Here is a 21,563-nt window from a genome sequence, read left to right as displayed (position 1 = left end):
GGGCTAGAGCAGCCGCCGGCCGCAGCGCCCGCATTCGCGTTTGACCGCGATCAGGCTCCACACGGTGAAGGCGATTGCGGGCAGCAGGAAGAAGGGCCAGTAGCCGTGGCTGAGAAAGGCGATGGGAACCAGCCAGACCAGCAGCGTGGCAGGGATCAACCAGATGTTTTTCAATACGGGCGGTTGAGTATTCCCGCAATAGGCGCATTTGTGCATTGTAGTTCTTGCCGCAAGGCCGCTCTGACGGGCAGCCGGGTTGGCGGGCTCTGACGGCCCTGTCTCCCTCTGGTGCCAGCGAGATTGCCACGATCGCCGGCCTGCCGCAAGAATATGCTCAATCCGGGGCTCAGTCGATATATTCGAACAGCTTGACCACGCGCTGCACCCCGCCGACGCTGCGTGCCTCCTCGGCGACCGCGTCCCCTTCGCGCCGGGTCAGCAGCCCCATGAGGTAGACGGTGCCGTTCTCGGTCACCACCTTGACCCGGGTCGGGTCGAAACCTTCCATGCCCTTGATGCTGAACAGGCTGGTCTTGACCTTGCCGGTGATCAGGGTGTCGCTGGAACGGCTCATCATGGAACTGGGCGCGGCCACGCGCAGTTCGTTGTATACCCGCCGTACCCGCTCGATCCCGCTCACGATCTGCTCGGCCCGCTGCTTGTAGCCCTCGGTGGGCGTCTCGCCCGACAGCAGCACCATCATGTTGTAGCTGGTCACGTTGAGGTGGGACTGTTTGTACAGTTCCTCGTCCTTGCGCAGGGCGCTCAGGGCCTTGAGTTCGATTGACTGGTCCTCGAGCACGGTGCCGGCGGTGCGCCGGTCATGCACCACGGCGACGCCGGTGGCGGTGCCGCCCACCACCAGCGGGGCGCAGCCGTTGAGGACGAACACAGCGGCAACGGCAACGAACAGAGCTTTGATGGCATACATGCTTAATTCTCCTGTCCCAGTAACTGGTAATCGATCAGGTCGCACAGACAGTGGATGATCAGGGTGTGCACCTCGCGGATGCGCGCCGCCGAGGAGACCGGTACCCGGATCTCGACGTCCTGGTTGATGAGCAGGTCCGGCAGCGCGCCGCCGTCGCTGCCGCCGGTCAGCGCCACTACCGTCATGTCGCGGTCATGGGCGGCATGCACCGCCTGCAGGATCGCGTCCGGGCTGCCGCCGGCGGCGATCGCCAGCAGTATATCCCCCGGCGCGCCCAGTGCCGTGACCTGGCGGGCAAAAACCGACTCCCACCCGAAGTCCTCGGCGATCGCGGTCAGCGTGGGGCCGTCGGTGTTCAGGGCCATGGCCGGCAGGCCCGGACGCGCCAGTTCGAAGCGGCTGAGCATGGCGGCGGCGAAGCGCTGGGCCTCGACGGCGGCGGCGCCGCTGCCGCAGCTGAGGATGCGCCGCTCATCGAGCAGCGCCCGCAGCATGGCCTCGGCGGCATGGGCGATGCCGGGGGCAACCGCTTCCATGGCGCTCTGCTTGGCGTGGATGCTGTCGTTGAAATGCTGGGTGATGCGGGCAAAGAGATCCATGGTTTCTTCTGTATTCGTATCCGTCAGCCGTCATCGGCGGAAAAGGCATTGGGCAACCAGTCGACCCGCGCGCCGCCGGCAAGTTCCCCATGCACCCCGACCACGTCGAAGCGCGGCGCATAGCCGGCCAGGCGCGGATGGGTGAGCAGAAAGTGTTCCGCGCTGCGGATGATATGCCGGCGCTTGCGCCGGTCAATGGTATCAAAGCCGTGTCCGAAGCGCGTGCTGCGGCGGTAGCGCACCTCGATGAAGGCCAGGCTGGCGCCGTCGAGCATGATCAGGTCGATCTCGCCCGCACGACAATGATAGTTACGGCTGACCAGTTTCAGTCCCCGCTGCTGCAGGTAGCGGAGCACGTAGCGCTCCACCGCCTGGCCGCGGGCCCGGGTATGGGTCGGGGGTTGCTGCATCGGACTCATCCTTGAGTGGCAATGGGGGCGTGGGGCCCGTCCCGGCCTCCGTGGCCGGGGCGGGAATGACGGGCGGCAGCGTCACCGGGACGCCGCCCTGGAACCGGGCCCAGGCCAGTTCGCGATGGATGCGGCCGGCCGCATCCAGGCTCAGCGTGCCGCTGGCGCCGGCATGCGGGCCGGTCAGTCCGCCGGGGTTGGGGGCGGACAGCCAGGCCAGCAGGTGCAGGGCGTCATGGCCGAAGGCATGCAGGCGCGGGTACTGGCGGGTGGCCTCGGGCCAGAGCCGCTCGGTGGTGGCGCGCAACGGCTCGAAGGCGGGCTCGAGCAGCCAGGGGGCGTCGCAGAAGCGGATGTCGTTCATGTCCTGGTCGCGGTCGCGCTCGATGTGGCCGGTGAAGCAGTGCGAGGTGCTGTACAGCGGCAGGTCGCTGGCGTGATGGAAACGGAACAGCGGCCGGAGCAGGCGCGCCGTCTCGGGCCGGGCCAGCAGGAAGACGAATTCGGCGTCCTGGCGTCGGCGGGGTTCGAATTCCACCTGGCGGCCCAGCAGCCTGACCAGCCGGGTGCGGCGGCTCTGGCTGGCGTCCAGGTTGAGCAGGGTGCGGACCTGGTCCGACAGGCCGCGGGCCTCGCGGCCGTAGTACTGCACCTCCAGCAGTTCGCCGCCCAGTGTCTCCCAGCGCTCCAGAAAGGCGGTGAAGACGCGCTCGCCCCAGGTCCCTTCCGGCACCAGGGCCAGGGCCCGGGTCATGCCGCTGTGGAAGGCCCGTTCGGCCACCTGCCGCGCCTCGTCCTCCGGTGCCAGGCTGAACTGGAACAGGTTGGCGGGCAGTTCGCCGGCATCGGTATCGGGGATCCAGTTCAGGGCCAGCACCGGCACTTCCAGGTGCCCGGCGCGGGCCAGTTCGGCGACCGACTCCTTGCTCAGCGGACCGATCACGAATTCCGCGCCCTCGCGGATGGCCTGCTGATACAGGGACCAGGCGCGGCCCGGTTCCTCGCCGATGTCGTAGAACCGCAGCCGCGGCCGCGGGTCCACGGTGTCCAGACTGTAGTGGGCGGCGAGCAGGCCGTTGCGGATGGCCTCGCCGGCCTCGCCCAGGCGGCCCGACAGCGGCAGGATCACGCCGACCTGGCCGGGATAGCGGCCGCGCTCGGCGACCTGGGCCTGCAGACGTTCCAGCGTGGCGGTCAGCACCGGATGGCGCGGGTTGCGCAGGCGCCAGTCCCCCAGGGCCTGGTCCAGCGCGGCCGGCGCGGCCTGGTGACGGCGGGCCAGTTGCACCAGTTCCATCCAGCCGCCGAGCACCGGGTCGCCGGCCGGACGCAGCATCTCCAGGGCCCGGGGGTTGAGGCGGGACAGGGCCTCGATGATGGCCTGCTGGTTGGCCTCGCGCTCGGCCGCGTCCTCGAGCAGCCCATCCAGCCAGATGCGTTCGCGCGCACTTTCCAGGTGATGGTTCTGGCGGGCGTAGGCCGTGGCCCGCAGCCGATGATGGCGGCGCTGCTGCTCCAGGCTCGCGGTCTCCGGCGGGGCCTGTTCCAGCTGCGCCAGGGCCGCCGCCGGATCGTCTCCGGCCAGCGCCAGGGCCGCGCGGCGCAGGTCCAGCCGGAACCGCGTCAGGGGGTCGGTCGGCCGGGCGGCGATGTCGTCGAGCAGCAACCGGGCCTGCTCCAGCTCGTCGTATTCGATCAGGATGTCCGCGGCCTGCAGCCGGTAGTCGAGGGCGCGCTCGGGCGGCGCGGTCTCCGCCGCCTGCAGGTAGAGCTGCACCGCCCCCTGCGGGTCGCCGGCGGCCAGGCGCGCTTCGGCCGCCGGCAGCGTGACCGGCGCCGCCACCGGGGCCGGGGCCTCGCGCGGAGGCTGGCCGGCGCAGCCGGCCAGTGCGGCCAGGACGAGGAGGATCAGTAACTGCGGGATCCGGAAGAGGGCAGTGGACCGGGGAAGCGGGGTCACGATGGATGCGGGCTCCGATGTTCTCTCATAAACCCGGCAATTCAATATCGAGCAAGTTCTGATCGATTTCCTATTCGTCATGCCGGCCTTCGGCGGCATGGCGGAGCGATCAGAGTTTCCTCAGATTGCCGGGTTGATTATTGTACCCTCCTTTATCGGGACGATCGAATGGATGCCGGCATGCGGCGGAGCGGACAATGAGTGAGACGGGCGGTGTGCTGTATGTGGTGGCCACGCCGATCGGCAACCTGGGCGATCTCAGTCAGCGGGCGATCGAGACCCTGCGCACGGTCGATCTGATTGCCGCCGAGGATACCCGCCATTCACGGCCGCTGCTGCAGCATTACGGCATCCGCACCCCGTTGCAGTCCTGTCATGAGCACAACGAGGCGCAGGTCAGTCCGCGTCTGGTCGAACAGCTGCAGGCCGGACAGCGCATCGCCCTGATCTCGGATGCCGGCACCCCGCTGGTCAGCGATCCTGGCTATCAGCTGGTGCGCGCGGCGATCGAGGCGGGGGTGCCGGTGCTTGCCGTGCCCGGCCCCAGCGCCCTGGTCGCGGCGCTGTCGGTGTCCGGGCTGCCCACCGACCGCTTCCGTTTCGAGGGATTTCTGCCGGCAAAGGCCGGGGCGCGCCGGGAGCGCCTGCAGGCACTGGCCGCCGAGACCGCCACCCTGGTGTTCTATGAATCCAGCCATCGGATCGAGGCCTGCCTGGCCGACATGGCCGCGGCCTTCGGCGATGCGCGTCACGCGGTACTGGCGCGCGAGCTGACCAAGCGTTTCGAACAGACCGAGCGCGGGGCCCTGTCGCATCTGCGGCAGTGGCTGGGAGCAGACGCCAACCGCCGCAAGGGCGAGTTCGTGGTGATGGTGCAGGGGGCGGAGGCGGCCACCGGGCAGGACGCGGCCGAGACCCGCCGCATCCTGGAGCTCCTGCTCAAACAGCTGCCGGTCAAGCAGGCCGCGGCAATCGCCGCCGAAATCACCGGCGAGCGCAGGAACGCCCTGTATCAGCTGGCGCTGGAGTTGGGGAACGACGAGTCTGAATGATGCGTAGGATGGATGAAGGCGCAATGCGCCGTAACCCATCTCCGGCCCGCCGCGATGGGTTGCGCTGTGCTCCACCCATCCTACAGGCTGTGGCGCTGGCGTTGGGGGCTGTATAACGGGGTGTCGGGCAGGCTACCGCGTACCCCGTAGGATGGGTGAAGGCGCATGCGCCGCAACCCATCATTCAGTCGCGCCGCGATGGGTTGCGCTGCGCTCCACCCATCCTACTCGAAATCTATGCGGCGTCTCCGTGCAGCTCCCGCGCAATCAATCCGAGCTCATACTCCCCCGGCTCCAGCGGAATCCGCACCCGGTAACCGCCGCCGGGCGCCTCCTGCATCGGGTTGCCGCCGCTGTCCTGCATTGAATCCAGCCGCAGCCGGCGGTTGCCCTGCGGCAGGATCAGTTCCAGTTCATCGCCGACGCCGAACTTGTTCTTGACCGCCACCTCGGCCAGGCCGCTGGCCGGGTCGTAGCCGCTGATCTCGCCCACGAACTGCTGCCGCACCTGATCGGAGCGGCTGCTGAGGTAATTCTGGTAGTCCTGGTCGGCATGGCGCTGATAGAAGCCGTCGGTGTAGCCGCGGTTGGCCAGGTTGTCGAGGCTGTTGAGCAACTCGGGGTCGAAGGGCCGGCCGGCGACGGCGTCGTCGATGGCCCGGCGATAGACCTGGGCGGTACGGGCGACATAGTAGTGCGACTTGGTCCGGCCCTCGATCTTGAGGCTGTCGATGCCGATTTCCACCAGGCGGTGGATGTGCTCGATGGCGCGCAGGTCCTTCGAGTTCATGATGTAGGTGCCGTGCTCGTCCTCCTCGATCGGCATCAGCTCGCCGGGGCGTTCCTTCTCCTCGATGAAATGCACCGGCGCATCGTTCAGGCTGAGCTCCTTCGGCCGGGCATCGCCGCTGGCGTCGCGTTCGCCCTCGTGGACCTGGTAGTCCCAGCGGCAGGCGTTGGTGCAGGTGCCCTGGTTGGCGTCGCGGTGATTGAAATAGCCCGACAGCAGGCAGCGTCCGGAGTAGGCGATGCACAGGGCGCCGTGGACAAACACCTCCAGTTCCATGTCCGGGCACTGCTGGCGGATCTCGGCGACCTCGTCCAGCGACAGCTCGCGCGACAGGATGATGCGTTTGATGCCGAGCTGCTGCCAGAAGCGCACCGCGGCGTAGTTCATGGTGTTGGCCTGCACCGAAAGATGGATCGGCAGCTCCGGCCAGCGCTCGCGCACCAGCAGGATCAGCCCCGGGTCGGCCATGATCAGGGCATTCGGGCCGAGTGCGACCACCGGCTCCATATCCCGGATGAAGGTCTTCACCTTGCTGTTATGCGGCAGGGCGTTGCTGGCCAGGAAGAACTGCCGGCCGGCCGCGTGCGCGGTCTCGATGCCCTGCTGCAGGTTGTCCAGGCGGCTGAAGTCGTTGTTGCGCACCCGCAGGCTGTAGCGCGGCATGCCGGCATAGACGGCGTCGGCGCCGAAGGCCAGGGCATAGCGCAGGTTGTTCAGGGTGCCGGCCGGGGCCAGTAGTTCGGGGCGGTTCATGGTGTGACGGCCTGTGGGTATGGGCTGCGAATTCTAGCACTCTATCCGACTTGGGCGGGAGTCACGCAGAGGACGTTTATGCCCTATGGGTACAAAGACGCAGAGGTTTTTATAACGAATTCTGCATTTATGCCGTCATCCCGGCGCAGGCCGGGATCCAGAAACCGCCGCGGTCACTGGATTGGGGCATGTGCCGGAATGACGGGGAGTTTTTGTAGGTCGGGTTAGCCCGCAGGGCGTAACCCGACGGGATCCGCGTTTGTGTCGGGTTACGCTGCGCTAACCCGACCTACCGGGCTGCGTCCTGTGCGTTGTTATCGCCATGCCGTGACAGCGCCCACGCCACATGCTCGCGCACCAGCTCCGAGGAATGATCGGACCGCGCCTGCAGCGCCGTGATCACTTCAGCCGATGTCGGCGCATTGCCCAGCGCCACGGCGATGTTGCGCAGCCAGCGTTCATGGCCGATGCGGCGGATGGCGCTGCCCTCGGTGCGATCGAGAAAGGTCGCCTCGTCCCAGCCGAAGCATTCGATCAGCCCGGCCGTGTCCAGGCCGTGGCGGGGCTGGAAGTCGTCCTCCGCCGTCAGCTGCGCGAAGCGGTTCCAGGGGCAGACCAGCTGGCAGTCGTCGCAGCCGTAGATGCGGTTGCCCAGCAGCGGGCGCAGCTCGACCGGGATCGGGCCGTGCAACTCGATGGTGAGATAGGAGATGCACAGGCGGGCATCGAGCTCATAGGGGCCGACGATGGCGCCGGTGGGGCAGGCATCGAGGCAGCTGCGGCAGGTGCCGCAGTGATTGTCGCCGGGGGCGTCCACCGGCAGCGGCAGGTCGGTGTAGAGCTCGCCCAGAAAGAACCAGGAGCCGGTCTGCTTGTGGATCAGGTTGGTGTGCTTGCCGATCCAGCCCAGGCCGGCCTGTTCGGCCAGGGCCTTTTCCAGCACCGGCGCGCTGTCGGTGAAGGCGCGGTAGCCGAACGGGCCGATGGCCTGCTCGATGCGCCGGGCCAGTTGCTGCAGCCGCTTGCGCAGCAGTTTGTGATAGTCGCGGCCCAGGGCGTAGCGGGAAATGAAGGCCTGCGCCGGAGACTGCAGCACGCTGTCGGCATCGGCGGCCTCGGGCCAGTAGTTCAGGCGTGCCGAGATCACCCGCAGGGTGCCGGGCTCGAGTGCGGCTGGACGACTGCGTTTGGTGCCGTGACGGGCCATATAGTCCATCTCGCCGTGGCGGCCGGCGGCCAGCCAGTTCAGCAGGTGCGTCTCGGCGTCGGACAGGTCGGTGCCGGTGATGCCGATCTGATCGAAGCCCAGTTCCGCGCCCCAGGACTTGATGTCGCGGGCAAGCTGGTCGAGGTCGTCAATGACAGGGTTCGCGGGCATGGGGAATCGGGTGTCGGGTGTCGGGAGGCAAGTGGCTGGGCAGGGCTTCGTCATTGCGAGGCGCGCAGCGCCGTGGCAATCTCCAACCGATTGAATCCGCATTATGAGATTGCCGCGCTTCGCTCGCAATGACGGATTGATCACGACGTTCCCGGTGAATTCGGAATTCTTTCCCCACCAGGTAGGTCGGGTTAGCGTAGCGTAACCCGACAGCCCGTGGCATGTTGGGTTACGGTGCTGCGCACCTGACCCAACCTGCATCGTATGCAACGATTGAGATGAGTATGCAACCCGGTTGTGAGCCGCTCTACAGCGCCGCCCAGGTCCGCGAACTGGACCGCCTCGCCATCGAGCAGCGCGGCGTCCCCGGATATGAGCTGATGACACGCGCCGGCGCGGCCGCCTTCGCGGCCCTGCGCCGGCACTGGCCGGAGGCGCGGCGGGTGCATGTGCTGTGCGGCGCCGGCAACAATGCCGGTGACGGTTATGTGCTGGCGCGGCTGGCGCGGGCGGAGGGCTGGTATGCCAGCGTGGGCTGGCTGGCCGATCCCGGACGGCTGCAGGGCGCTGCCCGCACGGCCTGGGAGGATGCGGTCGAGGCCGGGGTGACGGTCGCGCCCTTCGACGCCGGGCGGCTCACTGCCTGTGAGGTCATCGTCGACGGCCTGCTCGGGACCGGACTGCAACGCGGGGTCGAAGGCGACTGGGCCGCGGCCATCGCGGCGGTCAATGCCAGCGGGGTGCCGGTGCTGGCGCTGGACATCCCTTCCGGCCTGGCCGCCGACACCGGCCGGGTGCCGGGCACGGCCATCCGCGCCGCGCTGACCGTGACCTTCATCGGCCGCAAGCTCGGGCTCTATACCGGCCAGGCGGCGGATTATGTCGGTGAGTTGGTGTTTGCCGGGTTGGAGCTGCCGGCCGATCTCGCCGCGGACATGCCGCCGCGGGCCTGGCTGGCCGGATATGACTGCGCCGCGGCCCGGCTGGCGCCGCGGTCGCGCACGGCGCACAAGGGGGCGTTCGGCCATGTGCTGATCGTCGGCGGCCGGCCCGGCATGGGCGGGGCGGCGCGTCTGGCCGGCGAGGCCGCGGCCCGGGTGGGGGCGGGGCTGGTCAGTGTGGCCACCGATCCCGGTCATGTCGCTGCCGTGCTGGCGGCCCGACCGGAACTGATGGCGGCCGGCGTGGACGGAGCGCCGGACCTGGAACCGCTGCTGGAACGCGCCAGCGTGATCGGGCTGGGGCCGGGGCTGGGCCAGGGCCGCTGGAGCCGGGCGCTGTTCGAGCGGCTGCTGCGGGCCGAGCAGCCGCTGGTGCTGGATGCCGATGCCCTCAACCTGCTGGCGGCCGCGCCGCTGCGCCGCGACGACTGGGTCCTCACGCCGCACCCCGGCGAGGCCGCGCGCCTGCTCGGGACGGACACCGCCGCGGTCGAGGCCGATCGGGTGGCCGCGGTGCAGCAACTGCAGCAACGCTATGGCGGTGTGGTGCTGCTCAAGGGGGCGGGCAGCCTGGTCTGTGACGGCGCGGTCGTCTGGATCGCTGCCGGCGGCAACCCGGGCATGGCCAGCGGCGGCATGGGCGATGTGCTGACCGGTGTGATCGCCGGCCTGCGCGCCCAGGGCCTGACCCCGGCCGAGGCCACGGTGGCCGGGGCCGTCCTGCATGCCGCCGCCGCTGACCGGGCCGCCCGCGACGGCGAGCGCGGGCTGCTGGCCGGCGATCTGCTCACACCGCTGCGCGCCCTGGTCAATCCCGGACAGGATCACCATGCCGCGCACGATTGAACTCGACGGAGAGGCCGCCATGGAGGCCTTCGGCGCGCGCCTGGCGCAGGCGCTGCCGCCCGGGCTGCAGATCCATCTGCAGGGGGATCTGGGCGCCGGCAAGACCACCCTGGTGCGTGGCTTCCTGCGCGGTCTCGGTCACAGCGGCAGGGTCAAGAGCCCGACCTACACCCTGATCGAGCCCTACCGGATCGGTGAGCGCCAACTCTACCACCTGGATCTGTACCGCCTGGCCGATCCTGAGGAATTGGAATTTCTCGGAATCCGCGACCTGTTCGACCCGGGCGTGACCAGCCTGATCGAGTGGCCGGAGCGCGGGGCCGGGTTGCTGCCGCCGCCCGATCTGCTGATCCGCATCGAGCACCTCCCGGCGGGCCGGCGACTGTGGCTGGAACCCGGCCCGGCGCGGCGCGCGGAACTGGAATCCGGGCTCGATGCGGCCATGTGAGTCCGGAATCCGCCGGATGCTGTCCCAATGCCTTAGACCGGTTTCACAGGTTTGCCCTATATCCCCTCGATATGGAAAGAAAAACACTTGAATTTCGCCGCTGTGCGGGTTAGATTCAAAGGGAATATCACCCGCAAGCGGCCGGGGAGGGACAGCAGCATGCGGATGACAAGCCGATTCGGATTCCTGCTACTGGGGTGGCTGACCGCTCTCTGGGTCGGTGCCGCCGAGGTGACCGATGTGCGCGTCTGGGCGGATGCGGAGTGTACCCGCCTGGTGCTGGACCTGGATGCCCCGGTCGAACACAAGCTGTTCACCCTCAGCGCCCCCGACCGTGTGGTGGTCGATCTCGAAGGGGCCCGCCTGCGTGCGGACAATCTTGATGACGCCGCCAGCGGGCCGATCCGCAACCTGCGTCACGGCGTACGCAACGGCCGCGACCTGCGCCTGGTGATCGACCTGAGCGGTCCGGTCAAACCCAGAAGCTTCCTGCTCAAGCCCGATCAGCAGTCCGGCCACCGGCTGGTGGTGGACCTGGAAACCCCGGGGCAGGCGCGCCGCTCCCCCGAGCGTCCGACCAAGTCCGTCGATCAGATCCGCGCCCCGCGTGACCTGGTCATCGCCGTCGACCCCGGCCATGGCGGCAAGGATCCGGGCGCGCGCGGCAGCCACGGCACCAACGAGAAGCAGGTCGTGCTCGAGATTGCCCGCCGGCTGGCGCGACATATCGATCAGGAACCGGGGATGCGTGCCATCATGACCCGGGACGGCGACCGCTTCCTGTCCCTGCGCCAGCGCATGGACATTGCCCGCGACCACGATGCCGACCTGTTCGTCTCCATCCACGCCGATGCCTTCCGCGACCGCCGGGTGCAGGGCTCCTCGGTCTATGTCCTGTCCCGGCGCGGCGCCAGTTCCGAGATGGCGCGCATCCTGGCGCAGTCGGAGAACGCCGCCGATCTGGCCGGCGGGGTGAGCCTCAACGACAAGGACGAACTGCTGCGCTCGGTGATTCTGGATCTGTCGCAGTCAGCCAGCATCGAGGCCAGTCTGGAGGTGGCGGACAATGTGCTGCAGGGCCTGAAGCAGGTCGGCAAGGTGCATAAGGACCACGTCCAGCAGGCCGGCTTCGTGGTGCTGAAGTCGCCGGACATCCCCTCCATCCTGGTCGAGACCGCCTTCATCTCCAACCCGAGCGAGGAGCGCAAGCTCAAACAGGCCGCGCACCAGGACAAGCTGGCCCGGGCCATGCTCGCCGGCATCCGCAACTACTTCTACAGCAACCCGCCGCCCGGCACCTATGTCGCCATGCACAATCCGCGCGAGCATGTGATCCGCCGCGGCGACACCCTGAGCGAGATCGCCAGTCGCTACAACGTCAGCCTGCGGGCGCTGCGTGCGACCAACGGTCTTAACTCCGACCGGGTCTACGTCGGCCAGACCCTGCGCATCCCCGGCGCCGGCGAGGGCTGACCCGGCGATCGGGTAGGATGGGTGGAGGCGCTTGCCGCCGTAACCCATCGGCTCGCCCCGCTCCTGCCTCTTCCAACGATGGGTTGCGCTGCGCTTCACCCATCCTACGGGTCCTGCCGCGGCTCTGATAAACTGGCGGCATGTCCATCCGCCTGCTGTCCCCGCAACTCATCAACCAGATCGCCGCCGGCGAGGTGGTGGAGCGGCCGGCCTCGGTGATCAAGGAACTGCTGGAGAACAGCCTCGATGCCGGCGCCCGCCAGATCGAGATCGACGTGGAGCAGGGCGGCAAGCGCCTGCTGCGGGTGCGCGACGACGGCACCGGCATTCCGCAGGACCAACTGGCGCTGGCCCTGTCGCGCCATGCCACCAGCAAGATCGCCAGCCTGGAGGAACTGGAACAGGTGGCCTCGCTGGGGTTTCGCGGCGAGGCCCTGCCCAGCATCGCCTCGGTCTCGCGTCTGAGCCTGACCTCGCGCGCGGCGGGCGCCGAGACCGGCTGGACGGTCGAGGCCGACGGTTCCGACCGGGTCGAGACGCCGCGCCCGGCGCCGCATCCGGTCGGCACCAGCGTCGAGGTGCGCGAACTCTTCTTCAACACCCCGGCCCGGCGCAAGTTCCTGCGCACCGACGCCACCGAATACAAGCACATCGAGGACGTGGTGCGGCGCCTGGCCATGAGCCGGTTCTCGGTCGGCCTGACCCTGCGCCACAACCGCAAACAGGTGTTCCGGCTGCCGCCGGCGGCCACGCAGGAGGAGGGTGCCCGACGCCTGGCCCGGCTGTGCGGCGCACCCTTCGTCGACCACAGCCTGCACGTCAGCCAGCAGAGCGGCGGGCTGCGCCTGAGCGGCTGGGTCGGTCTGCCGACCTTCTCCCGCAGCCAGGCCGACCTGCAGTATTTCTTCGTCAACGGCCGCATGGTGCGCGACAAGCTGATCACCCACGCCGTGCGCCAGGCCTACCAGGACGTGCTCTACCACGGCCGCCATCCGGCCTATGTGCTCTACTTCGAGCTGGATCCGACGCTGGTGGACGTGAACGTGCATCCGGCCAAATCGGAGGTGCGCTTCCGCGACAGCCGCGCCATCCACGGCTTCATCTTCCAGGCCCTGCACCAGGCGCTGGCCGGGCTGCGGCCCGGCCGGGAACAGACCGCGCAGGCGCCGGTCCCGCCGCCGCGGCCCGAGCCGGCGCCTGCCGCCGAGGAACACGCGGCCGCGTCGGCCGGCGCTCGTCAGCAGGCCATGCCGCTGCGGGCCATGGAGCAGATGGCGGCCTATGCCGCGCTGCATCCTGCCCGGTCCGCGCCCGCGCCCGCGCCGGCGCCGCAGGCCGGCAATGCAGTGGAAGCAGAAACGCAGGCCGCCGAGACGCCGCCGCTGGGTTACGCCCTGGCCCAGCTGCACGGCGTCTATATCCTGGCCCAGAACGCCCGCGGCCTGGTGCTGGTGGACATGCACGCCGCGCACGAACGCATTACCTACGAGCGCCTCAAGGCCATGCAGGCCGAGACCGGCATCCGCTCCCAGCCGCTGCTGGTGCCGGTGACGGTCAGCGTGAGCGAGCGCGAGGCCGCACTGGCCGAGTCCGAGCCCGAGGTGTTCCGCGAACTGGGCTTCGAGGTGGACCGGCTGGGACCGGAGCAGCTGGTGATCCGCCAGGTGCCGACCCTGCTGGCGAGCGCCGATGCCGCCGCGCTGGTGCGCGACGTGCTGTCCGATCTGCTGGAGCACGGCGTCAGCACCCGGCTGCGCGAGGCCATGAACGACATCCTTTCCACTCTGGCCTGCCACGGCTCGGTACGCGCCAACCGTCAGCTCACCCTGGCCGAGATGAACGCCCTGCTGCGCGACATGGAACGCACCGAGCGCAGCGGCCAGTGCAATCATGGCCGCCCGACCTGGGTGCAGTTCAGCCTGGCCGAACTCGACCGGCTGTTTCTGCGCGGCCAGTGAAGTCTGTGAGTACGGCAGCGGAACAGCCCGTGGTCTGTCTGATGGGGCCGACGGCGGCGGGCAAGACCGATCTGGCCGTGGCCCTGGTCGAGGCGCTGCCGCTGGAGATCATCAGCGTCGATTCGGTGATGGTCTACCGCGACATGGACATCGGCACCGCCAAGCCCGATGCCGAGACCCTGCGCCGGGCCCCGCACCGTCTGATCGATTTCCTCGATCCCGCCGACGCCTATTCCGCCGCCCGCTTCGTCGCCGATGCCAGGCGCGAGATGGCGGCCGTGCGCGCGGCCGGCCGCATCCCGCTGCTGGTCGGCGGTACCGGGCTGTATTTCCGTGCCCTCGAGCAGGGGCTCGCCTGGCTGCCGGAGGCCGACCCCGAACTGCGGGCACGCCTGAGCGCCGAACTGGCCGAGGCCGGGCCGGCGGCCCTGCATGCCCGCCTGGCCGCGGTCGACCCGGAGGCCGCCGCCCGCATCCATCCCAACGATCCCCAGCGCCTGCAGCGCGCGCTGGAGGTGCATGCCCTGACCGGCCGGCCGCTGAGCGCCTTCCACCGGGAGCAGTCCCCGCCGGGCCGTCCGAACTGGCTGAAGCTGGTGCTCGCGCCGCAGGACCGGGGCTGGCTGCACGCCCGCGTCGAACGCCGCTTCGACGCCATGCTGGCCGCCGGATTTGTCGAGGAGGTGGAACATTTGTGCCGCCGCGGTGATCTAACCCCGCAGATGCCGTCAATGCGCGCTGTCGGCTATCGCCAGGTCCGGCAGTACCTGGCGGGGGAATATGATTATGCGGAGATGCGTCTACGGGGCGTGTATGCCACGCGTCAGTACGCCAAGCGCCAGCTGACCTGGCTGCGGGGCGAGCGCGACGCGCACCGCTATGCTGCCGACCGGCCTGGATATGCCGCCCGAATGCTGTCGCGGGTGACGCGGGAACTGTCCGGCTGGATTTGAAAAAAGTTAAATTAGATATACAGTTACAACTATCGATACCGATTGTGAAATCGCACTATTATCGCTATGCTTAGGTCTGTATTCAGCGTATGAATATGCCTCACCTTCCCCGGTCGTCCGGGGGCTCGAAGACAATGAGACAGAACAGCAGCAGTCCTGGCTGGCATAATTAGAAAAAAAGGAGAAATCAGATGTCGCGTGGTCAATCACTTCAGGAACCTTTCCTCAACACCCTGCGCAAGGAGCGGGTGCCGGTCTCCATTTATCTGGTCAACGGCATCAAGCTGCAGGGCCAGATCGAATCCTTCGATCAGTTTGTGGTGCTGCTCAAGAACAGCGTCAGCCAGATGGTCTACAAGCATGCCATCTCCACCGTGGTGCCGGCCCGCAATGTCCGGTTCAGCAACAACGGCGGCAACAGCCCGGCGGCCGATGAAGGACCTGAACCCGGGAATGTCTGACTGTCACAGCGTCCTGCGGGGTGCGTTCCTTGTTTGAACGCCCCCGCCTCGGCGAACGCGCGCTGCTGGTTCATCTTTTCCTCCCCCAGGACAAAGACCAGGAAGATATCCACGAATTCGAGGAACTGGCCCGCTCGGCCGGCGCCGAGGTGCTGGGTGTCGTCACCGCCACCCGCGGCAGCCCCCATCCCAAGTATTTCGTCGGCACCGGCAAGGCCGAGGAGATCCGCGAGCGGGTCGAGGCCGAGGCGGCCGAACTGGTACTGTTCAATCATGCGCTGAGCCCCAGCCAGGAGCGCAACCTGGAGCAACTGCTCAAATGCCGGGTGCTGGACCGCACCGGCCTGATCCTGGATATCTTCGCCCAGCGCGCCCGTTCCCACGAAGGCAAGCTGCAGGTGGAACTGGCCCAGTTGCGGCATCTGTCCACCCGACTGGTGCGCGGCTGGACCCACCTGGAGCGGCAGAAGGGCGGTATCGGTCTCAGAGGTCCCGGCGAGACCCAGCTGGAGACCGACCGCCGCCTGCTGGGCGAGCGCATCAAGCAACTCAGCCGGCGCCTGGACAAGGTGCAGCGGCAGCGCGCCCAGGGCCGGCGTGCCCGCGACCGCGCCGAGGTGCCCACGGTGTCGCTGGTCGGCTACACCAACGCCGGCAAGTCGACCCTGTTCAACGCCCTGACCACCGCTGAGGTGTATGCCGCCGACCAGTTGTTCGCCACCCTGGACCCCACCCTGCGTCGGGTGGAACTGCCGGGGCTGGGCGAGGCGCTGCTGGCCGACACCGTCGGCTTCATCCGCCATTTGCCGCACGATCTGGTGGCCGCCTTCCGTTCGACGCTCGAAGAGACGCGCGAGGCCGATCTGCTGCTGCATGTGGTCGACGTGCACGACGAGGCGAGCCGCGAACGCATCCAGGAGGTCGATGCGGTGCTGGCCGAGATCGAGGCCGGTGAGGTGCCGCAGCTGCGGGTCTACAACAAGATCGATCTGGCCGGGCTGGCACCGCGGCTGGAGCGCGACGGCGAGGGCCGGCCGCGGGCGGTCTGGGTCTCGGCGCAGACCGGCGCCGGGCTGGACCTGCTGCGCGAAGCGCTGGCCGAACGCCTGAGCGGCGGCATCGTGCGCGGCTGGATCTGTCTTCCGCCCCAGGCCGGCCGCGCCCGGGCGGAGTTCTTTCAGCGCCATGCGGTGCAGCGTGAAGAGACCGACAGCGCCGGCCAGACCTGGCTGCTGATCCAGATGCCGCGCAGCGATTTTCGTCGCCTGTGCATCCGCACCGGGCTGACGGAGGAATTACACCCGGAAGACGCGCGGGATAACCTTGCGACTGTCAGCCATGGCCCATAAAATCAGCGCTTTGTGTTTTCAGCTGACAGGGTTCACCGGATCGGCCGGTGACATGCGCGCAGCAAGCCGGCCCCTAAACGACTGTTAATACGAGATAAGCCTACGGTCGGGCGCGAGCCCGACGACCTGCAACGGAGATAATCGGCATGGCGTGGAACGAACCCGGCGGCGGCAATCGGGACCCCTGGGGCGGACGAGGTGGCAATGACCAGGGTCCGCCCGATCTCGATGAGGTCGTGCGCAAGATGCAGGACAAGTTCGGCGGCCTGTTCGGCGGCCGCAAGGGTTCGGGCGGCGGTGGCGCCGGTCGCGGCGCCGGCGGTTTCGGCATCGGTCTGATCATCGGCCTGGCGGCGCTGGTGTGGCTGGCTTCCGGCATCTACATCGTTGACGAGGCCGAGCGCGGCGTCGTGCTGCGCTTCGGTGAATACCAGAAGACGGTCGGGCCGGGCCCGCACTGGCATGTGCCTTATCCCATCGACACGGTGCTCAAGGTCAATGTCGATGCCCTGCGCACCACCCAGCACAGCGCCCAGATGCTGACCAAGGACGAGAACCTGATCCGGGTCGGCCTGTCGGTGCAGTATCAGGTCAGCAACGCCGAGAATTACCTGTTCAACGTGCGCAATGCCGACTACACCCTCAAGGAGGCGTTGGAAAGCGCGGTGCGCGAGGTGGTCGGCTCCAAGACCCTGGACGATATCCTCAGCGAGACCGGCGGCCGCCTGGTGCTGGTCAACGAGACCCAGGAACACATGCAGAAGCTGCTGGACCGTTACGGCGCCGGGCTGCAGGTGGTCAAGGCCAACCTGGAAAGCGCCCAGCCGCCGCAGGAGGTGCAGGGTGCATTCGAGGATGCCATCAAGGCGCGCGAGGACCAGGACCGGCTGAAGAAACGCGCCGAGGCCTATGCCCGCGACATCATCCCCAAGGCCGAGGGTACCGCGCAGGGCCTGATCGAGGAGGCCGAGGCCTACAAACAGAAGGTCGTCTCCCAGGCCCAGGGTGAGACCAGCCGCTTCCTGCAGACCCTGGCCGAATACAAGCAGGCCCCCGACGTGACCCGCAAGCGTATGTACATCGAAAGCATCCAGAACGTGCTGCAGAACACCAGCAAGGTGATGGTGCCGGCCGACCAGGGCAACAACATCATGTACCTGCCGCTGGATCAGCTGCTGCGGCGTGCCCCGGCCTCTGCGTCCGGACAGAACCAGTATGACAGCGACGGCTATCAGCTGCCGTCCTCGTCGGGTCAGGGCAATTCGGGTACCAATCAGCTCAGGGAGGGCAGGTAATGGCTGCCATGCGTTTTCCGCTATTGATCGTCCTGGTCATCGCCCTGGTGCTGGGTTACCTGTCCCTGTTCACCGTCGACGAGCGCGAGAAGGCCATCATGTTCCGTCTGGGCGAGATCGTGCGTTCCGACTTCGAGCCGGGCCTGCATTTCCAGCTGCCCATCGTGAACAATGTGCGCAAGTTCGACTCGCGCGTGCTGACCCTGGATTCGCGGCCGGAACAGATCCTGACCGGTGAGAAGAAGAACGTCCTGATCGACTACTACGTCAAGTGGCGTATCGAGCAGGTCGAGGATTATTACCGCGCCTTCAGCGGCCGTGAGTCCGATGCCGTCTCGCGCATGGCCCAGACCATCAAGGACGGTCTGCAGGCCGAACTCGGCAACCGTACCATCCGCGAGGTGGTTTCCGACGAACGCACCCAGATCATGCAGAACGTGGCCACCAAGGCTGACGAGAAGATGGCGCCCTTCGGCATCGACATCATCGATGTGCGCATCAAGCAGATCGAACTGCCGCCCAATGTCGCCACCTCGGTGTTCGACCGCATGCGCGCCGAGCGCGAACGCATCGCCAAGGAACACCGGGCCGAGGGCGAGAAGGCCGCGCGCATCATCCGTGCCCGGGCCGACCGCCAGCGCACCGAGCTGCTGGCCGACTCCCGCCGTCAGGCCGAGGAGATCCGCGGTGCCGGGGATGCCCAGGCCACCCAGATCTACGCCGATGCCTTCTCCCAGGACGAGGATTTCTTCGACTTCTATCGCAGCATGCAGGCCTACCGCGAGTCCTTTGCCAGCAAGCAGGACATCCTGCTGCTGCAGCCGGATTCGGAATTCTTCCAGTACTTCTCGGGCGGTACCCAGGGCCGCTGAACGCGGGCCCGGGCGCACGGCGTACCGGGTCCCGCGCCGGTCGGATGGATTGAATCGTCATGTGGAACGAGCTGCTGATCGCGCTGGCGCTGATGCTGGTCATCGAGGGGGTGCTGCCCTTTCTCAGTCCTGACGGATTCCGGCGTACGCTGGTCAGCATGATCCAGCTGGACGACCGCGGCCTGCGTCTGGCCGGGCTGGTGAGCATGCTGATCGGCCTGACGCTGCTGTACTGGGTGCATTGAGTCCTGCAACCGCTGTAGCCACGGAATCACACGGAAAGACACGGAAGGAAAGCGGCCCGTCGTAATCGTCGGAATGCCTCGAACCAATCTTGTTTCTGTCCGTGTGTTTCCGTTGTCATAATGATTTTTTTATCTGATACCTAGAACCGAAGATGAGCGCGATCAATCACTGGCTGTTGCCTGAAGGCATCGAGGAAGTCCTGCCCGAGCAGGCCTGGCGCATCGAGCAGCTGCGCCGCGGTCTGCTCGACACCTATCGCGGCTGGGGCTATCAGCTGATCATGCCGCCGATGATCGAGTTCCTGGAGTCCCTGCTGACCGGCGCCGGCAACGACCTGGACCTGCAGACCTTCAAACTGATCGATCAGCAGAGCGGGCGCCTGCTGGGGCTGCGTGCCGATATGACCCCGCAGGCTGCCCGCATCGATGCCCATTCACTCAAGCGCGAGGCGCCGACCCGGCTGTGCTACCTCGGCACGGTGCTGCACACCCGTCCGGACGGCTTCGCCGGCTCGCGCTCCCCGCTGCAGGTCGGTGCGGAGCTGTTCGGGCATGCCGGCATGGAAAGCGATCTCGAGATCATCGGTCTGATGCTGGAGACGCTGCGCCTGACCGGCATCGAGACGGTGCATATGGACCTCGGCCACGTGGGTATCTTTCGTGGCCTGGCCCGTGCCGCGGGCCTGGACGGCGAGGCCGAAACCGACCTGTTCGACGTGCTGCAGCGCAAGGCCATCCCGGAGATCGAGGGGCTGCTCGGCGACATGGACCTCAATGCGGCCCAGCGCGAGGGCTTTGCCCGCCTGGCCGAACTGCATGGCGGGCGCGAGGTGCTGGATGCAGCGCGCGAACGGTATCGGGGGATTGCGCCGGTGCAGGAGGCGGTCGACAATCTGGCCGCGATCGGCGAGGCGGTGCATGCACGCTGGCCGGAGTTGCCGGTCAACTACGATCTTGCCGAGCTCAGGGGCTATGCCTACCAGACCGGCGTGGTGTTCGCCGCCTTCACCCCCGGCTGCGGCCAGGAGGTGGCGCGCGGCGGGCGCTATGACAAAATAGGCGAGATCTTCGGCCGGGCCCGGCCGGCCACCGGCTTCAGTGCCGATCTGAAGACCCTGATGGCGCTGGGTCGGACAGCGGCGGCTTCCGACGGGGCGATCTACGCGCCGGCCGATGGCGATTCCGGCCTGAACGACCGGGTGCGTGAATTGCGCAGCCAGGGCGAGCGGGTGATCCAGGGGCTGCCCGGTGAGGCCGGCGGGGCACAGGCGCTTGGCTGCGACCGCCGGTTGGAGTTGCGGGACGGAGTCTGGGAAGTCCGGAACTTATAGAACGCATTGATTATTTCCTTACCGTCATCCCCGCGAAGGCGGGGATCCAGCGCGTAGCTGATCTACCGGACACTGGATTCCCGCCTTCGCGGGAATGACGTGACTAAAGTTAAGTACCGTTCAGGGCAGAGAGAAGCATAATGGGCAAGAATGTTGTTGTAATCGGCACCCAATGGGGCGATGAAGGCAAGGGCAAGATCGTGGATCTGCTGACTGATCGCGCCGCTGCCGTGGTGCGGTTCCAGGGCGGGCACAATGCCGGTCATACGCTGGTGATCGAAGGCGAGAAGACGGTGTTGCACCTGATTCCTTCCGGGATCCTGCGCGAGAAGGTCCAGTGCCTGATCGGCAACGGCGTGGTGCTGTCCCCCGATGCCCTGAAGGAGGAGATCGACATGCTGGAGGCGCGCGGCGTGCCGGCCCGCGAGCGTCTGCGCATCAGCGAGGCCTGCACCCTGATCCTGCCCTATCACGTGGCGCTGGATCATGCCCGTGAACAGGCGCGCGGCAAGAAGGCCATCGGTACTACCGGACGCGGTATCGGCCCTGCCTACGAGGACAAGATCTCGCGGCGCGGCCTGAAGCTGGGCGAGATCTTCTCGCGCGAGCATCTGGCCGCGCGCCTGGGCGAGGTGATGGACTATCACAACTTCGCCCTGCAGCATTATTTCAAGACCGAGCCGGTGGACTTCCAGCAGGTCCTGGATCACACCCTGGAGATGGCCGAGCTGCTGCAGCCCATGATCGGCGATGTACCCGAGATTCTCGATCAGGTGCGCCGCGACGGCGGCAATGTCATGTTCGAGGGCGCCCAGGGGGCGTTGCTCGACATCGACCACGGGACCTATCCCTATGTGACCTCGAGCAATACCACCGCCGGCGGCGCCTGCACCGGCAGCGGGGTGGGGCCGCGCAATATCGACTATGTGCTCGGCATCACCAAGGCCTACACCACCCGCGTCGGCGCCGGGCCCTTCCCGACCGAACTCTACGACGGCGTCGAGCTGATGGACGAGACCGGCGCCCACATGGCGCGCCAGGGCCATGAATTCGGTTCCACCACCGGCCGGCCGCGGCGCTGCGGCTGGTTCGACGCCGTGGCCCTGCGTCGCGCCATTCAGATCAACAGCGTCAGCGGTCTGTGCCTGACCAAGCTGGATGTGCTGGATGGCCTGGACATGCTGCGCATCTGCGTCGGTTATCGCTATGACGGGGTCGAACGGCTCACACCGCCGGTCGGTGCCGAGGCCTACGCCCGCTGCGAGCCGATCTACGAGGATATGCCCGGCTGGAAGGACTCCACCGTCGGCGTGCGCGACTTCGATAAGCTGCCGGCCGCTGCCCGCGCCTATATCAGGCGCATCGAGGAAGTGGTGGAAGTGCCGGTGGACATCGTCTCCACCGGCCCGGAGCGCAACGAAAACGTCATCCTGCGTCACCCCTATGATGTCTGAGGCAGGCCCACGCTTCGCCGGCAGTTGTTGTGTAGGTCGGGTTAGCAGAGCGTAACCCGACATG

At 67.5% G+C, this 21,563-nt stretch carries 20 protein-coding genes; 13 read left to right on the top strand and 7 right to left on the bottom strand.

What is annotated here, in order from left to right:
* Positions 1 to 3 precede the first annotated feature (3 nt).
* From CFK21_RS15295 to CFK21_RS12260, 5 genes are all read right to left on the bottom strand, one after another.
* Positions 4 to 159 carry a hypothetical protein gene (locus CFK21_RS15295; RefSeq protein ID WP_157745659.1) on the bottom strand — a complete coding sequence of 52 codons (156 nt, stop codon included), beginning with the start codon at positions 157 to 159 and terminating at the stop codon, positions 4 to 6.
* Positions 160 to 346: 187 nt separating this feature from the next.
* Positions 347 to 931: a BON domain-containing protein gene (locus CFK21_RS12275; protein ID WP_096366931.1), complete on the bottom strand. Its 585-nt coding sequence runs from the start codon at positions 929 to 931 to the stop codon at positions 347 to 349.
* 2 nt (positions 932 to 933) lie between these two features.
* Entirely contained in the window at positions 934 to 1,530 is a 597-nt protein-coding gene (locus tag CFK21_RS12270; protein ID WP_096366930.1) for an SIS domain-containing protein, read from the bottom strand.
* Between the two features lie 23 nt (positions 1,531 to 1,553).
* The gene (locus tag CFK21_RS12265; protein ID WP_157745657.1) at positions 1,554 to 1,940 is read right to left on the bottom strand and encodes a YraN family protein; all 387 of its coding nucleotides are present in this window, start codon (positions 1,938 to 1,940) and stop codon (positions 1,554 to 1,556) included.
* A complete protein-coding gene (locus tag CFK21_RS12260) occupies positions 1,840 to 3,900 on the bottom strand; it encodes a penicillin-binding protein activator (protein ID WP_157745655.1) in 2,061 nt (686 codons plus the stop codon). Before CFK21_RS12260 ends, CFK21_RS12265 begins: the two co-directional genes overlap by 101 nt.
* A gap of 197 nt (positions 3,901 to 4,097) precedes the next feature.
* Between CFK21_RS12260 and rsmI the strand changes: the two genes are divergently transcribed.
* Positions 4,098 to 4,952: a 16S rRNA (cytidine(1402)-2'-O)-methyltransferase gene (rsmI, locus tag CFK21_RS12255; RefSeq protein ID WP_096366927.1), complete on the top strand. Its 855-nt coding sequence runs from the start codon at positions 4,098 to 4,100 to the stop codon at positions 4,950 to 4,952.
* Positions 4,953 to 5,187: 235 nt separating this feature from the next.
* Here rsmI and trhP read toward each other — a convergent pair whose 3' ends face one another.
* Together trhP and queG are read right to left on the bottom strand one after the other, a co-directional pair.
* Positions 5,188 to 6,495, bottom strand: a complete 1,308-nt coding sequence (gene trhP / locus CFK21_RS12250; RefSeq protein ID WP_096366926.1) for a prephenate-dependent tRNA uridine(34) hydroxylase TrhP — start codon at positions 6,493 to 6,495, stop codon at positions 5,188 to 5,190.
* 289 nt (positions 6,496 to 6,784) lie between these two features.
* A complete protein-coding gene (queG, locus tag CFK21_RS12245) occupies positions 6,785 to 7,873 on the bottom strand; it encodes a tRNA epoxyqueuosine(34) reductase QueG (protein WP_096366925.1) in 1,089 nt (362 codons plus the stop codon).
* A 284-nt stretch (positions 7,874 to 8,157) separates the two neighbouring features.
* Between queG and CFK21_RS12240 the strand changes: the two genes are divergently transcribed.
* The 12 genes from CFK21_RS12240 (at position 8,158) to CFK21_RS12185 (ending at position 21,499) form a co-directional block, all read left to right on the top strand.
* Positions 8,158 to 9,660: an NAD(P)H-hydrate dehydratase gene (locus tag CFK21_RS12240; protein ID WP_096366924.1), complete on the top strand. Its 1,503-nt coding sequence runs from the start codon at positions 8,158 to 8,160 to the stop codon at positions 9,658 to 9,660.
* On the top strand, positions 9,644 to 10,108 hold the full coding sequence (tsaE, locus tag CFK21_RS12235; protein WP_096366923.1) for a tRNA (adenosine(37)-N6)-threonylcarbamoyltransferase complex ATPase subunit type 1 TsaE: 465 nt from the start codon (positions 9,644 to 9,646) through the stop codon (positions 10,106 to 10,108). The genes CFK21_RS12240 and tsaE overlap by 17 nt, the downstream gene beginning before the upstream one ends.
* A gap of 165 nt (positions 10,109 to 10,273) precedes the next feature.
* On the top strand, positions 10,274 to 11,581 hold the full coding sequence (locus CFK21_RS12230) for an N-acetylmuramoyl-L-alanine amidase (RefSeq protein ID WP_096366922.1): 1,308 nt from the start codon (positions 10,274 to 10,276) through the stop codon (positions 11,579 to 11,581).
* Between the two features lie 140 nt (positions 11,582 to 11,721).
* Positions 11,722 to 13,539 carry a DNA mismatch repair endonuclease MutL gene (gene mutL, locus CFK21_RS12225; protein ID WP_096366921.1) on the top strand — a complete coding sequence of 606 codons (1,818 nt, stop codon included), beginning with the start codon at positions 11,722 to 11,724 and terminating at the stop codon, positions 13,537 to 13,539.
* A gap of 41 nt (positions 13,540 to 13,580) precedes the next feature.
* A complete protein-coding gene (miaA, locus tag CFK21_RS12220; protein WP_096366920.1) occupies positions 13,581 to 14,492 on the top strand; it encodes a tRNA (adenosine(37)-N6)-dimethylallyltransferase MiaA in 912 nt (303 codons plus the stop codon).
* Positions 14,493 to 14,683: 191 nt separating this feature from the next.
* Positions 14,684 to 14,953 carry an RNA chaperone Hfq gene (gene hfq / locus CFK21_RS12215; protein ID WP_096366919.1) on the top strand — a complete coding sequence of 90 codons (270 nt, stop codon included), beginning with the start codon at positions 14,684 to 14,686 and terminating at the stop codon, positions 14,951 to 14,953.
* Between the two features lie 29 nt (positions 14,954 to 14,982).
* On the top strand, positions 14,983 to 16,302 hold the full coding sequence (gene hflX / locus CFK21_RS12210) for a ribosome rescue GTPase HflX (RefSeq protein ID WP_096366918.1): 1,320 nt from the start codon (positions 14,983 to 14,985) through the stop codon (positions 16,300 to 16,302).
* A 146-nt stretch (positions 16,303 to 16,448) separates the two neighbouring features.
* On the top strand, positions 16,449 to 17,597 hold the full coding sequence (gene hflK / locus CFK21_RS12205; RefSeq protein ID WP_096366917.1) for an FtsH protease activity modulator HflK: 1,149 nt from the start codon (positions 16,449 to 16,451) through the stop codon (positions 17,595 to 17,597).
* Complete coding sequence (gene hflC, locus CFK21_RS12200) at positions 17,597 to 18,469, top strand: protease modulator HflC (protein ID WP_197702953.1); 873 nt, start codon at positions 17,597 to 17,599, stop codon at positions 18,467 to 18,469. Before hflK ends, hflC begins: the two co-directional genes overlap by 1 nt.
* A gap of 59 nt (positions 18,470 to 18,528) precedes the next feature.
* Positions 18,529 to 18,714, top strand: coding sequence for a DUF2065 domain-containing protein (locus CFK21_RS12195; protein WP_096366916.1), 186 nt, complete (start codon positions 18,529 to 18,531; stop codon positions 18,712 to 18,714).
* 152 nt (positions 18,715 to 18,866) lie between these two features.
* Entirely contained in the window at positions 18,867 to 20,045 is a 1,179-nt protein-coding gene (locus CFK21_RS12190) for an ATP phosphoribosyltransferase regulatory subunit (RefSeq protein WP_096366915.1), read from the top strand.
* A 140-nt stretch (positions 20,046 to 20,185) separates the two neighbouring features.
* On the top strand, positions 20,186 to 21,499 hold the full coding sequence (locus CFK21_RS12185) for an adenylosuccinate synthase (RefSeq protein WP_096366914.1): 1,314 nt from the start codon (positions 20,186 to 20,188) through the stop codon (positions 21,497 to 21,499).
* Positions 21,500 to 21,563: the final 64 nt, after the last annotated feature.

This window comes from Thiohalobacter thiocyanaticus (genome assembly GCF_002356355.1).
In the GTDB taxonomy this organism is placed as follows: domain Bacteria; phylum Pseudomonadota; class Gammaproteobacteria; order Thiohalobacterales; family Thiohalobacteraceae; genus Thiohalobacter; species Thiohalobacter thiocyanaticus_A.
The sequence above is the reverse complement of the archived record's forward strand: the minus strand, read 5'-3'. Positions and strand labels throughout refer to the sequence as shown.